Annotated in this window: 10 protein-coding genes; 6 read left to right on the top strand and 4 right to left on the bottom strand. The window is 68.3% G+C overall.

Features of this window, described 5'->3' with window-relative positions; translation table 11 throughout:
* Positions 1 to 866: 866 nt before the first annotated feature.
* Positions 867 to 2003: a hypothetical protein gene (locus WME79_RS11960; RefSeq protein WP_437534907.1), complete on the top strand. Its 1137-nt coding sequence runs from the start codon at positions 867 to 869 to the stop codon at positions 2001 to 2003.
* A gap of 84 nt (positions 2004 to 2087) precedes the next feature.
* Here WME79_RS11960 and WME79_RS11955 read toward each other — a convergent pair whose 3' ends face one another.
* Positions 2088 to 3476, bottom strand: coding sequence for a cytochrome P450 (locus tag WME79_RS11955; RefSeq protein ID WP_437534906.1), 1389 nt, complete (start codon positions 3474 to 3476; stop codon positions 2088 to 2090).
* A 404-nt stretch (positions 3477 to 3880) separates the two neighbouring features.
* On the opposite strand from WME79_RS11955, the gene WME79_RS11950 reads away from it, so the two are divergent.
* Positions 3881 to 4675: a hypothetical protein gene (locus tag WME79_RS11950; protein WP_437534905.1), complete on the top strand. Its 795-nt coding sequence runs from the start codon at positions 3881 to 3883 to the stop codon at positions 4673 to 4675.
* A gap of 161 nt (positions 4676 to 4836) precedes the next feature.
* Here WME79_RS11950 and WME79_RS11945 read toward each other — a convergent pair whose 3' ends face one another.
* The gene (locus WME79_RS11945) at positions 4837 to 5535 is read right to left on the bottom strand and encodes an alpha/beta hydrolase family protein (protein ID WP_437534904.1); all 699 of its coding nucleotides are present in this window, start codon (positions 5533 to 5535) and stop codon (positions 4837 to 4839) included.
* Between the two features lie 225 nt (positions 5536 to 5760).
* Here WME79_RS11945 and WME79_RS11940 point away from each other — a divergent pair, with 225 nt between their 5' ends.
* Complete coding sequence (locus WME79_RS11940) at positions 5761 to 6912, top strand: L-type lectin-domain containing protein (RefSeq protein WP_437534903.1); 1152 nt, start codon at positions 5761 to 5763, stop codon at positions 6910 to 6912.
* A 361-nt stretch (positions 6913 to 7273) separates the two neighbouring features.
* Complete coding sequence (locus WME79_RS11935; protein WP_437534902.1) at positions 7274 to 8617, top strand: endo-1,4-beta-xylanase; 1344 nt, start codon at positions 7274 to 7276, stop codon at positions 8615 to 8617.
* A gap of 178 nt (positions 8618 to 8795) precedes the next feature.
* On the opposite strand, the gene WME79_RS11930 is transcribed toward WME79_RS11935, so the two are convergent.
* On the bottom strand, positions 8796 to 9326 hold the full coding sequence (locus WME79_RS11930; RefSeq protein WP_437534901.1) for a YkgB family protein: 531 nt from the start codon (positions 9324 to 9326) through the stop codon (positions 8796 to 8798).
* 126 nt (positions 9327 to 9452) lie between these two features.
* Here WME79_RS11930 and WME79_RS11925 point away from each other — a divergent pair, with 126 nt between their 5' ends.
* Positions 9453 to 10094, top strand: coding sequence for a sigma-70 family RNA polymerase sigma factor (locus WME79_RS11925; RefSeq protein ID WP_437534900.1), 642 nt, complete (start codon positions 9453 to 9455; stop codon positions 10092 to 10094).
* A complete protein-coding gene (locus WME79_RS11920; protein WP_437534898.1) occupies positions 10091 to 10324 on the top strand; it encodes a hypothetical protein in 234 nt (77 codons plus the stop codon). Before WME79_RS11925 ends, WME79_RS11920 begins: the two co-directional genes overlap by 4 nt.
* A gap of 148 nt (positions 10325 to 10472) precedes the next feature.
* Here the strand turns inward: WME79_RS11920 and WME79_RS11915 are convergent, their stop codons facing one another.
* Positions 10473 to 11639, bottom strand: a complete 1167-nt coding sequence (locus tag WME79_RS11915; protein ID WP_437534897.1) for a hypothetical protein — start codon at positions 11637 to 11639, stop codon at positions 10473 to 10475.
* Positions 11640 to 11772: the final 133 nt, after the last annotated feature.

The raw sequence follows: 11772 nt of genomic DNA, 5'->3' as shown, positions 1-11772 counted from the left end.
AACCGCGCAGTCAGAACCAGGAAGCGTTTGATCGGATACATGCAGGAGATGCACCGCAGGTGCCGCAAACGATTCAGGCTGCCCGACGAATGAACGGACGTGTTCATAACGTCATCTCCCAGGCCGTCTGGGTGGGTGGGGCGGCTTTGATGGGTGAGCGGACCAAGTCGAAGGAAGGCCAGAGGGTTTACAAGCGCCGGCACCCGTGGAAGCCCCTCGCAGACATAAACGACTGGCTCAGTCGCCGCAACGTTGCTGCAGGTATTGTCGAGCTCCTCAACGACATTGCCGTCGCAGCCGAGGCACACTTCGGAGTGCGCTAGCGTCGTCGCGCGCCGCCGCGCCGGCCGCCACGCGCTCGGCAGCGGTGCCCACCTCGCAGCCTGTGAAGCGCAGACGGGAGTCGGGCACTGCAGCCGCTCGCCTCAAGGATTTCGCCAAGATAGAATCCTGCATTGCGTATTCCGGCGCGATTCGGCCATCGATTCCGGCGCCCCGGCCACCGACGTCTGACGCTGTGTGCCAAACGCAAGCCCTGCGAGAGATCAAGAACCGCGTAGCACGCTTCCGGCGCCCGCACTCCCGACCGTTCCCCTAGCACCGCTTTCTTTTGCCCACACCACACGTACCCGCAGCCACACGTGCGCATAGTGCGCCCAAGACACCGCGAGGGCCGATCGCCGCGCGCGTATCGATGCTCGCGCCTGTCCGGCCGGTAGCGCATGGGGCGACTCTCACGCCGGAGCTATCGCGCGCGGGCTCGCGCGGCTGGAACTGGAAATCAAGCAGCCTGTAGCGCTTCGGGTGGAGAGCCTCCCCCATTTTGGATCTCCAGCCAGGCGCGGGAAGTGGTAGTCTCAGGGATCATGACAAGACTTCATTTCGCGACGCGTTGCTGCGCTGTGCTCGCAGCCATCTGGCTGCCCGTCATCGCCTGTTCATCGGGCGGCAACGGCAACACCACGGGGACTGCCGAGGTCGGCTCGGGCGCCGGCGGCTCCGGCGGCGCCAGCAGCAGCGTCAGCAGCGTCAGCACCACCAGCACCGGCGAGGATCCCGGCGGCGACATCGGGCTGAACAGCGCGGGTCCGGGCGGCGAGCCGCCGCCTGACGCCGGTCACCAGACGACCTGCGACGACGCGGGCAACTGCACCTGCATCAACATCGCGTCGATCGGCCGCGAGGGCGTCTGGGGCCCGTGCAGCAGCGACAGCACCACGGCGCTCCAGGATTGGCTCAACACGCAGAGCACAGCCCAGGTCGACAACTACGACAGGGAGAAGCCGGCGCTCACGCCGGAGTTTCTCGCCAAGTACGACGTGATCCTCCTTCAATGGATGGTGACGAAGGGCGCGCAGAACGACGACGGGGCGCCCTGGCAGTTCACGCCGGACGAGGTGAACGCGCTCAAGGACTGGGTCAACAACGGCGGCGGCCTCATCGCGCTGAGCGGTTATCAGTGCAATGGGCAGGGATGCACCATCCACGACATCACGGCGACGAACCAGCTCCTCTCGTTCACCGACATCCAGTTCAATGCCGACGGCCTGCTGGATCCTGCGCGGAACGGCTGCGCGAACTGCAACTGCTGGGGCGGCTCGCTGCCGCTCGGCGGCGACCTCCCCGTGGCCGTGGGCACCTGGAACCAGGACACGCCGATCGGCAGGAACATCCAGAGCGTGGGCGCCTACATCGCGCGCTCGATCAAATCGACGACCGCGATCGTCGATGCCACCGACGGCAGGAACAATTTCGCGGTGCACGAGGAGATCGGCAAGGGCCATGTCGTCGTGTTCGGCGACGAGTGGGTGACCTACTCGGGCCAGTGGCGCGGGACGGCGGCGTGCCTCAATCCGCAGATGTACACGGACCCGAACAGCCCCTGCTATGAGCGATCAGCGGCGCAGGCCTTCCAGATCTCGCAGTTCTGGTACAACGCGATCAAATACGCGGCGTCGTCGGTCGAGTGCTTCACGATCGAGGACCCGGCCATCATCAATTGACGCCACGCGGCGAGCGCGAAGACGGCCGCGACCGCGAAGACGGCGGCGGCTCATCGAGCGCGCCGCCCGTCGCGGACAGCCCGATCACACAGCGTGGAGCGTCATCTTGAGCCCATGGCGCGGCCGGAGGGTGGTCAGCGCCTGGGGCGACACCGGGTGACCGGGCACGAGTCGCATGCGGAGCCGCCTTAGCAGGACGGCGATCAGGATCTGCGCCTCCATGATCGAGAACAGGTTGCCAATGCATTGACGCGGGCCGCCGCCGAACGGCATGTACGAGTAGCGCGGGCGGGAGGCCGAGCGCTCGGGCGTGAAGCGCTCGGGGTCGAACTCCGCGGGGGCCTCCCAGAACGCCGGGTCGTGGTGCATGACGTACTGGCTGAGGATGACGGTCGCGCCGGCGGGCACGGGATAGCCGCAGATCTGGTCGTTCTCCTTCACCGTGCGCGGGACGATCCAGGAAGGTGGATACATGCGCATCGCCTCCTGGATCACCATCTTCGTATACTCCATCCTCGACAGGTCGGCGGCCGTCGGCCGACGGTCGCCGACGACCTCCTCGATCTCCGCGCGCAGCTTGCGCTCGATCCCGGGGTTCCTGTCGAGCAGGTAGAAGAGCCAGGTCATCGTGATCGCCGTCGTCTCGTTGCCGGCGATGAACATGGTGACGAGCTCGTCGCGGAGCTGGCGGTCGTCCATGCCGGAGCCGGACTCGTCCCTCGCGCGCAGGAGCAGCGAGAGGAGGTCGTCCCGCTCCTCCTTGTTCCTGCGGCGCTCCCGGACAAGGCGCAGGATGGCCTCGTCGATCCTGGCAATCGCGTCCCTGAGCGCGCGCTCGCCCGGGAGCAGGCGATCGGGCATGAAGTAGAGGAACATCCTCGCGTTCAGCGCCTGGAACGCGACGAGGATCGCCTCACCGAGGCTGTCGGCCTCCCGGGGGCTGATGCTGACGCCGAACATCGTCGCCAGGATGACGCGCTGGGTCAGCTGCATCATCTCCTTATCCATGTCGACGACGGCGCCGGCGCGGGCCCGCTCCTCGAGCCGCGGCAGGTCGCCCTCGACGACATCGAACATGAGATCGACCAGGCCCGCGAGCTGCCGCGACGAGAAGAGCGGCTGCATGCGCCGGCGGTTCCGGAGCCACTCGTCGCCCCCGGCCGTGACGAGGCCGTTGCCAAGGAGCCGCCCGATCGGCTTCCACATCCCGCCTTCCTTGCCGAAGTTGCGCCAGTTGTCGTGGAGCACGTACTGGACCTGTTCGGGGTGCGTCGCCAGATAGGCCCGGGTGAGCCCGAGGTCGAGCTCGATGAGCTCGCCCGGGTGCTGCCGCGCGAGCTGACGGAGGACGCTCGGCGCGTCGCGCGCCAGCGCCGGGAGGAGCCCCACCACCGGATAGCCACGGGCGCGCGGCGATGGCTTGCGCGCCGAGGGTGGGGCAGCTCGGGACAGAGGTTCGAGTTGTTCGAGCATGGTCGCGCTCTCCTGGCCCGCAGCGGGAGGTCTGCGATCGGCCAGAGAGCATCCTACGATGGTGCGCGCCGAGCGCTCCAGACCCGAGTCCGATGAGACGATGTCGCAGGATCGGCGGAGATATCGCCATACCCGCTCATGAGTGGCAGTAATCCACCCGCCGTTGGCCGGCCCCTCGACCAGCCATTGGCCGGCCAAGACAGCGCTCGTGAGTGGCAGTGAGCCGACCGCCAGTGGCCGGCCCCTCGACCAGCCGTTGGCCGGCCAAACTGGCTCGCTGCGGCGGTAGAAGCCTGCGAATCGCGGGGATCTGCGGGCTCGGCGGTTCACCATGGACGGTATGAGCATTGCCATGTCGTGGTCGAGCGCCGCGACACGACTGGCGCTCGACAGGAGACAGCACGATGCCCGTTCCCGCGGCTTCCGAGATCGTCATCCCGAAGGACATGACGCCCGCTGCCCGCCAGCACCTCGCCGACACGCTGTACGATGTCCACTGCCAGATCTTCACCGGCGTCGAGAAGCGAGCGTTCGTGAGGTACGTGATCGAGTCCAAGGCCGAACACACCTGGATCCTGCTCCACAAGGACGCGGCAGGGAACATCGTCGGCTACATCGCCCTTCACATCTTCGAACGGGTCGTCGATGGGGAGCTCGTGGCCATTCTGCGCGGCGAGGCCGGCATGCTCAGCGCCTACCGCGGCGGCAACGTGAACGCGCCGTTCGCGATCGAGCGCGTCCTCCGCTACATGGCGGCTCACCCGGGCCGCCGGATGATGCTCCTCAGCACCCTGGTGCACCCCTCGAGCTACGCCCAGATCTCCCGCTACGCAGACCGCGTGTATCCGAGCCCCGCCGCCGAGACACCGGCCGACATCGCCGGGTTGATGCGCGACCTCGCCGAGGAGTTCCACCTCGATCGCGTCGACGAGGCCAACCCGATGATCTACAAGGTCGGCTGGCGCACCATCGATTCGAGCCGCGATCGAGCCCGGTGGCAGGCGAGCGAGAACCCTTCGGTCCGCTACTTCGTCGAGGCGAACCCGGGCTTCGCCGAGGGCCATGGGCTGCTCACGGTCGTACCCGTCACCCTCGGCTGCGTGGTGCGCGCTGGCGGGCGATTCGCCGCCTCGAAGGCGTCGGCATGGCTCCGCAAGGCGACCGCCTGGGCGGGCGCGCAGGCGCCGGCCAGCGCGTGAGCCTTTCTCGTCGGCCCGGACGAGCCCTGAGCGACAACCGGGTTTAGACCGCCAGAGAAGCGCAGAATTTGGGGCCGCCAAGGCGCGAAGGCGCCAAGATAAGCTTCCGTACTTGGCGCCCTGGCGCCTCCATCATTCCGGCAGGCTGGGGACACTCGCCGTCACGGCGCCTTCGGGCGCGAGGCGAGGACCCGCGCCTTCAGCCAACCGTCGATCGCGAGGTCGATCTCCTCGAGCACGCTCTCCCTGGTCCGCCCCGCGGACTTGAGGAGATCGAGCGAGTGGTCGCCGCCCTCGATCACGCGCAGGCTGGCCCGCTCCCCGAGGCGCTTCAGGACGGGCCGGAGGAGCGCGAGATCACACAGCGGGTCGCGCGTGCCCTGAAGGAACAGGAGCGGCGCGGGGATCGCGGGCAGGTGCGCGTCCCGGAGCGGCGAGCGCTTGCCCGCGGGGTGGAGCGGATAGCCGAGGAACAGCAGCCCGTCCGCGCGGACGCCGCGGGCCGCGAGGAGCGACGCGATCCGACCGCCCATCGATTTGCCGCCGATCACGAGGCGCTCTGGCCGGTCCGCGAGCACCCTCTCGATCGCCGCCTCGAACGCCTTCTCGAGGAGCGGCTGCCGATCGGGCGCCTTCCGGCCGAGCTCCTTGTAGACGAAATTGAAGCGGAGCACGGTGTGCCCGCGCGCCGCCAGCCGCCCGGCGACATCGACAACGAGCGGCGCGTTCATGTCGTTGCCGGCGCCATGGCCGAGGACGACGGCCACGCCGGAGCGCTTCGCCCGTGTCCTCGGGGCGTGGATCACGCCCGAGACAGGACTGCTATCGACGATCGGGATCGAGATGGAGCGCTCGGCCATGGGCCCATCCATGCCATGGACCGGCGCCGCTCGTCGAGACGCACGCCGGTCGAACGCCCGGAGAGGGCGCGGCCGCGTCGTGCTCGGCAGGATTCCGACCTTCATCCCCCCGGATTCCAGGAGGTGCGCTCGCCTCGATCTGGTAGGCTGCGGCGCATGCGCGCTGGCGCGAGGGTGTTCTGCATCATCCACGCGATCCGTGGTCGCGCTGAGGATCGAGAGTACATGCAATCTTCACAGCCACTCCGCGCTTCACACGCGGCGGCAGGCGCAGGCCGTCGAGCGCGCGCAAAGGCCCTCTTCCTGCTTCCGGCGCTCGCCGCCGCCGTGTCCATGTGCGGCGGTCGGAGCGACATCCTCCTGGAGCGAGGCACCGAAGAAGCAGGCCCGGAGGAGCCAGGCCCCGGCGAGCCAGGCCCCGGCGAGCCAGGCCCCGGCGAGCCAGGCCCCGGGTGCGTCCCGGCGCCGGAGGCGTGCGACGGCCTCGACAACGACTGCGATCGGATCGTCGATGAAGGCTGCGCTTGCGCGGAGGGGGAAGAACGGAGCTGTTACTCGGGCCCTCCGGGCACCCAGGGCGTCGGGGCGTGCAAGGCCGGCGTTCAGGTCTGCTCCGGCAATGCCTGGGGTCCGTGCACCGGCGAGGGCGCGCCGGCGCCCGAGGATGGGTGCGACCTCGTCGACAACGATTGTGATGGGCAGACCGACGAGGGCACATGCCCCGCTGGAACCGCCTGCGGCGTGAGCCTCGCCGCGGACATGGCCTCACCGCCGGAGGGGTGGATCTTCAATGGAGACGCCTTCTGGGATGCCGACAGGCTGACTGGCGTGCTCACCGAGGATAGAGGCGGGCAGGCTGGCACCCTCATCTACCGGAATCCCATCGCCGCCGACGCCTTCACCGCAACGTTCGAGTTCCGTCTCGGCGAGGGCGACGGGATGGGCTTCATGCTCCAGACGACAGGAGAGACGGCCGTGGGCGACGGTGGCGGCGGCCTCGGTATGGCCGGGCTCGCCGGCTACGGCGTCGAGATCGACACCTACCACAACCTCGGTTGCACAGACTCCAACAAGAACCACGTGGGCGTGGACGATCTCACGCAGCCTTGCGACGCGGGAGTCCTCGGCTCGCTGGGCCAGGGGACGAGCGGCGTCGCGCTCGGCGACGGCGCGTTCCATACGGCGCAGATCGAGCTCAACAGCGGCGAGGTGAGCCTGAGCATCGACGGCAAGCGCCAGTTCCAGGGGTTCGCCATCCCCGGCTTCCCCGTCGGGTCGAAGTTCTTTTATGGCTTCGCCGCCGGTACGGGCGCCGCCTTCGCTCGCCAGGAGATCCGGAATGTGAAGATCACGTTCCCCTCTCCCCGCTGCCTCTGAACGCCGGCGCCAAAGGACGTTTCGTCGCGCGATCGTCGAGGTCTGCGGCGACCTCCTGCTCGTTCCGGGGAGCAGGTGCGCCCCAGGAGCACGGCGAGCCGCGTGTGGGGCGCCCTACCGACTCGGTCTCGGGCGCACATTATCCCCATGTCAAAATTCTCGAACGGCCCTGGAATTCCCGTCCGAAACCCCTTATCCTTCGGGTCCGCCTCGTGAAGCTGTATGCTTGGGAGACAGCGGCCGATATACTGCCGGTTCGGCACCACCTCGGGTGCCGCCCGCGCGCGACGTGGACCCGCGGATGATCAAGGCACCAGGTCGCGTGAGTTAGTAAATACATTTTACTTTGGAGCATGCGAGCATGAGATCAGCACCCATCACACTTCTCCTCTCGGCATTCCTGTTTGCAGCCGGCTGCTCGGACAGCGGTGACGGCAATGGAGAGGAGACGACCGGCAGCGGCGGCGCGACGGGCGGCACCAGCGGCGGCACGACAAGCGGCGCCACCAGCGGCGCGACGACCGGCAGCGGCGGCGCGACGAGCGCCAGCAGCGGCGCGACGAGCGGCAGCGGCGGCGGCGCGACGAGCGGCAGCGGCGGCGGCGCGACGAGCGGCAGCGGCGGCGGCGCGACGAGCGGCAGCGGCGGCGACGGCGCGGGCGGCAGCGATGGTGCGGGCGGCGGCGCCAGCGCCAGAGTCCCTGCGGCGAGCGCCAGCACGCTGCGGGAGGCCGGTGAGAAGGCGAACCCCCCGCTCTTGATCGGAGCGGCCATCTCCGGTGGTGGTCTCGGCAACAACGACTACAAGCGCGTCGCCGCCGCTGAGCACAGCTACGTGACAGCGGAGAACGAGATGAAGTGGGACTCGCTCGAGCCCAGCGCGGGGAACTTCAGCTGGGGCTCCGCGGACAACATCGTGAACTGGGCGCGCCAGAACAACATGAAGGTCAAGGGCCACACCCTGGTGTGGCACAGCCAGCTGCCTGGCTGGATGAGCTCCATGACCGGGAAGGCCAACGTCGAGGCGGCCATGCGCAGGCACATCACCCAGGTCATGGGGCACTTCAAGGACCGGCTCGACCACTGGGACGTCGTCAACGAGGCCGTCCAGACCGACAGCGACACCGGGGTCGGCAATCCCCGCATGAGGCCCACGGTGTTCTACAACCAGATCGGGGACAACTACATCGACCTCGCCTTCCAGATCGCGAGAGAGCAGGATCCGAAGGCCAAGCTCTATTACAACGATTACAGCATCGACGCGCGTAACGCGAAGGTCGACTTCGTCTACAACATGGTCAAGGGGATGGTCGATCGCGGAGTCCCGATCGACGGCGTCGGGTTCCAGATGCACATCGGTCCGCCGAACAACGAGGCCACTGGAGCGGATGTGGCGGTGAACCTGAAGCGCTTCACCGACCTGGGCCTGGAGGTGCTGATCTCCGAGATGGACATCAACCGCTGCGGCGGCGTGGTCACGGCGGAGGAGCAGCTCGCGTACTACCACGACATCGTCGAGGCCTGCTTCAAGCTGCCCAAGTGCACCGCCATCACCTTCTGGGGGATCAACGACGGCAGGTCGTGGCTCAACAGCTGGAGCGGCGCGCTGTGCAACGGGCAAAGCTCCCAGTCGCTGCTCTTCAACGACCAGTATGGGAAGAAGGAGACCTACAACAGGGTGATGGACGCCCTCCTGGGCAAGTAGCATCCTCCGTGAACCGCGGGCAGCGACGGCTCGCCGTCCGAGCCTGACAAATCCCCTCATCTTGTTGGCATTTTCAGGGGGGATATTGAACAGGGAGGCGGGGAGACGGGGAGATTCATGGGATTGTACTCCCCGTCTCCCCGCCTCCCTGTGAATCTTCCCGAAAAAAGCACCAGCCCTACGCCTCGCGACCTGCAGCGCGCAGCGCCTCCCCGAGGGACCAGACCGAGATCGCCAGCAGGGCCACGTCCTTGATGAGGAACTGACCGAGCGCGCCGATCGCGGGGAACCCGCCGATCTCATCCGCCCACGCCCCAGGCGTCGTGATCAGGAAGCTCAGCGTGCTCAGGAACGTGAGCACACCAAGCAGGCTGCCGGCGGCCGCGATCCGAGCGAACCACGGGCGGGACAGGATCGCGAGCCCGATCGCGATCTCCGTGACGCCGAGCAGGTTGGACATCCCCTGGATACCCAGCACAGGATACGTCCACGCGAACAGCGGGCTGTTCTCGATGAACGGGCGGATCGCCTGCGCCTCGATCCCCGTGAACTTCATGCCCCCGATCCACAGCAGCGTGAGCGCCAGACCAGCGCGGAGCAGGCGGCCGGCGAGGGCCTCGATCCGGGCGCCCCACTCGGCTAGGCTGGGCTCGGTGCGGTTCGTAACCTGGATGTCGGCGAGCTGGACGGTACGATCGGTGGTCGACATGGTGGCCTCTCCCTCGTGGATTCGGTCGCTCGGGGCTGCCTCGTCGGCGGCCCCGTCTCCGTCCCTGAGACGCCACGGGGGCTCCGGCTCTTACTTCCGGAGGGAGAATCTTCTCGAGGCGGCCGGATGAGCGAGCGGATGAACGAGGAGTGGCTGCGGCTCCTCCGCGAACCTGGCGCGCAGGCGAGCGCCGCTATCCTCGAGCTGCGACACATCGTGCGGGGAGGCCTGCAGCGGGCGCTCGCCGGACGCGCCGGCGTAGGCGACGCCCAGATCGACGATCTGACCCAGGACGCCACGCTGAAGGTGCTCGGCGCGCTCGATTCCTTCCGGGGCGCCAGCCGCTTCACCACCTGGGCGATCACCATCTCCATCCGCGTGGCGCTCACCGAGCTGCGGCGGGCCCGCTGGAAGGACGTGTCGCTGGATCAGCTCACCGAGAGCGCGGGCGAGCCGAGCGCTGTCGCGGCCCCTGACGCGAACGCTCACGTGGCCAGGGAACGGATGATCGCCGCCCTGTACCAGGTGCTCGATACCGAGCTGACCGAGCGGCAGCGCCGGGCGTTGATCGCCGAGCTCAAGGGGATGCCTCAGGTCGAGGTCGCCGAGCAGCTCGGGATGAACCGGAATGCCCTGTACAAATTGACCCACGACGCTCGCCGCAAGCTGCGACAAGGCCTCGCCGCGGCCGGCTTCAGCGAGGACGACGTGAGAGAAGCGTTCGAACTCCCCTCCCAGGAAGGGATGCCCCCGAGAGGAGCGCCATGAAGCGCCTGTCCCAGGAAGAGATCCGCGATCTGGCCACGGTCGTCCTCGCGACGAAGCCCGACGAGCTGACCTGCGATGAATGGCTGGAACACGCGCCGTGGTACGCCGAGCTCGTCGCGGAGGGCGCGCCGGTACCGGAGGCGCTGCGCGAGGCCGCGCAGCACCTCGACCTGTGCCCCGAGTGCGCCGAGGAGCTGCGCGCCTGCCTCCTCGCGCTGGCCGCGGGCTGACCGTCGAGCGTCTCGCGCCTCCTACCGTCACGCCAGGAGCCCGAGCATCTCGTGCTGCGGGCTCCCCTCCGGGGCCGGATGCGAGGACCATGACCTCGCTCGTCGGCACCTCCCTGGCGCGGCCGCGCCGGTGCCGGGGATCACCGGCTCACTGCGGGATCACGATCTGCTGGCACACCCCGCTCAGGCACACATCGCCGTCCGAGCAGCAGTCCGTGTTGGCCGTGCACTCCCCACCCGACTCCTTGCATTCCCCGCCTCCGCCAGGATCCTCGCCTGCATCGCCGCCCCCGCCGCCGGCGGGCGGGTCGTCTCCCTCACACGTCGGCGTGGGGCACGGCCCCGGCGTCACGGTGACCGTGTCCGACGGGTACTTGCTCGGAGAGGCGTGCACGTAGCTGATGGTCGCGTCGCCGAAGCCCGCCGCGCCGAACGCCGAGGCGCTCACCCACACGTCGTACACAACGCGGTAATCCCAGTCCGGTGTCTCCGAATTGGGGGTGTAGTTCTCGTCCGTCTCCGGGGAGTCTTCGAGGTACGCGCCGTACCCGCACGCGTTGAGATCGCGGTCGAGCGAGGTGGTCGCCGCGACGACGGCGCCGGCGTCTCCGAGGAGCATCTTGCCCTCTCCGCCGAGCACGCCGAGCGACGCATAACCCGAGGGGCTCGCCTCGTCTTCCGAGAGGTAGTCGACGTAGAAGTCGAGCACGAGCTCTCCCTTCCCGTCCGTCAGCTGGAACTGGGCCTTGTCGCTGCCCACGAGATCCTTGAACGTGTGGCCTCCGTGCCCCTTCGGCTTCGGCCCGTCGCCGGGCTTCGGGCCGCCGGGCTGCGGGCCACCGGGCTGCGGGCCGCCGGGCTCCTGGTCGCCGCCCCACCCGATGGCCGTCTCGCCATACGTGTTGTCGACGAACGCGGGGTTGAGCGTCAGCCGCACGTGCACGAGCTCCTCGCTCTCGGCGATCTCGACGACCCGCTCGACGAAGGCCATCGGGGTCGTCGGGTTGCTGTTCGTGTAATAGCAGTCGACCTGGGCGGTGCTGTCCACGGGGACTCCCAGAGAGCTCGCGCCGCACGACAGCGGATCGAGGTCCGCGGTGATGGGATCGCCGGCGCCCGACATGCCGGATCCCGGGAAGCTCGGCGCCGGCGCATTCCCCTCGTCGTCCGACGGGACGCAGTCTTCCCCGGGGTCTTCCCCGGAGACGATATGGCCGTCGGCGTTTCCTGTGCCCGATAGGGTACAGGCCGAGCCGAGGGCCGCGAGCGACAACAGCCCACCACAGAACCACCCTGTCAACGCGAATGAACGCATCGGGATCCTCCCAATTCGAAAGCAAGCACGACCTGGAGCGCAGCCGGCGAACCCGATCGCCGGCGCGATGATCTCCTCGATGAAGTGGAAGTCGCCGGAGGCGGCGGGAGCAGGCAGGGGTTCGTCAAAAATC

Origin of the sequence: Sorangium sp. So ce726 (genome assembly GCF_051521405.1) — a bacterium.
Classification (GTDB): domain Bacteria; phylum Myxococcota_A; class Polyangia; order Polyangiales; family Polyangiaceae; genus Sorangium.
The sequence above is the reverse complement of the archived record's forward strand: the minus strand, read 5'-3'. Positions and strand labels throughout refer to the sequence as shown.

What these genes read in the sequence shown, in the direction of transcription:
- WME79_RS11950 (WP_437534905.1), top strand. Translation starts at nt 3,881, where the DNA reads ATGCCCGTTCCCGCGGCTTCCGAGATCGTCATCCCGAAGGACATGACG.
- WME79_RS11920 (WP_437534898.1), top strand. Translation starts at nt 10,091, where the DNA reads ATGAAGCGCCTGTCCCAGGAAGAGATCCGCGATCTGGCCACGGTCGTC.
- WME79_RS11935 (WP_437534902.1), top strand. Translation starts at nt 7,274, where the DNA reads ATGAGATCAGCACCCATCACACTTCTCCTCTCGGCATTCCTGTTTGCA.
- WME79_RS11955 (WP_437534906.1), bottom strand. Translation starts at nt 3,476, where the DNA reads ATGCTCGAACAACTCGAACCTCTGTCCCGAGCTGCCCCACCCTCGGCG.
- WME79_RS11915 (WP_437534897.1), bottom strand. Translation starts at nt 11,639, where the DNA reads ATGCGTTCATTCGCGTTGACAGGGTGGTTCTGTGGTGGGCTGTTGTCG.
- WME79_RS11940 (WP_437534903.1), top strand. Translation starts at nt 5,761, where the DNA reads ATGCAATCTTCACAGCCACTCCGCGCTTCACACGCGGCGGCAGGCGCA.
- WME79_RS11930 (WP_437534901.1), bottom strand. Translation starts at nt 9,326, where the DNA reads ATGTCGACCACCGATCGTACCGTCCAGCTCGCCGACATCCAGGTTACG.
- WME79_RS11925 (WP_437534900.1), top strand. Translation starts at nt 9,453, where the DNA reads ATGAGCGAGCGGATGAACGAGGAGTGGCTGCGGCTCCTCCGCGAACCT.
- WME79_RS11945 (WP_437534904.1), bottom strand. Translation starts at nt 5,535, where the DNA reads ATGGCCGAGCGCTCCATCTCGATCCCGATCGTCGATAGCAGTCCTGTC.
- WME79_RS11960 (WP_437534907.1), top strand. Translation starts at nt 867, where the DNA reads ATGACAAGACTTCATTTCGCGACGCGTTGCTGCGCTGTGCTCGCAGCC.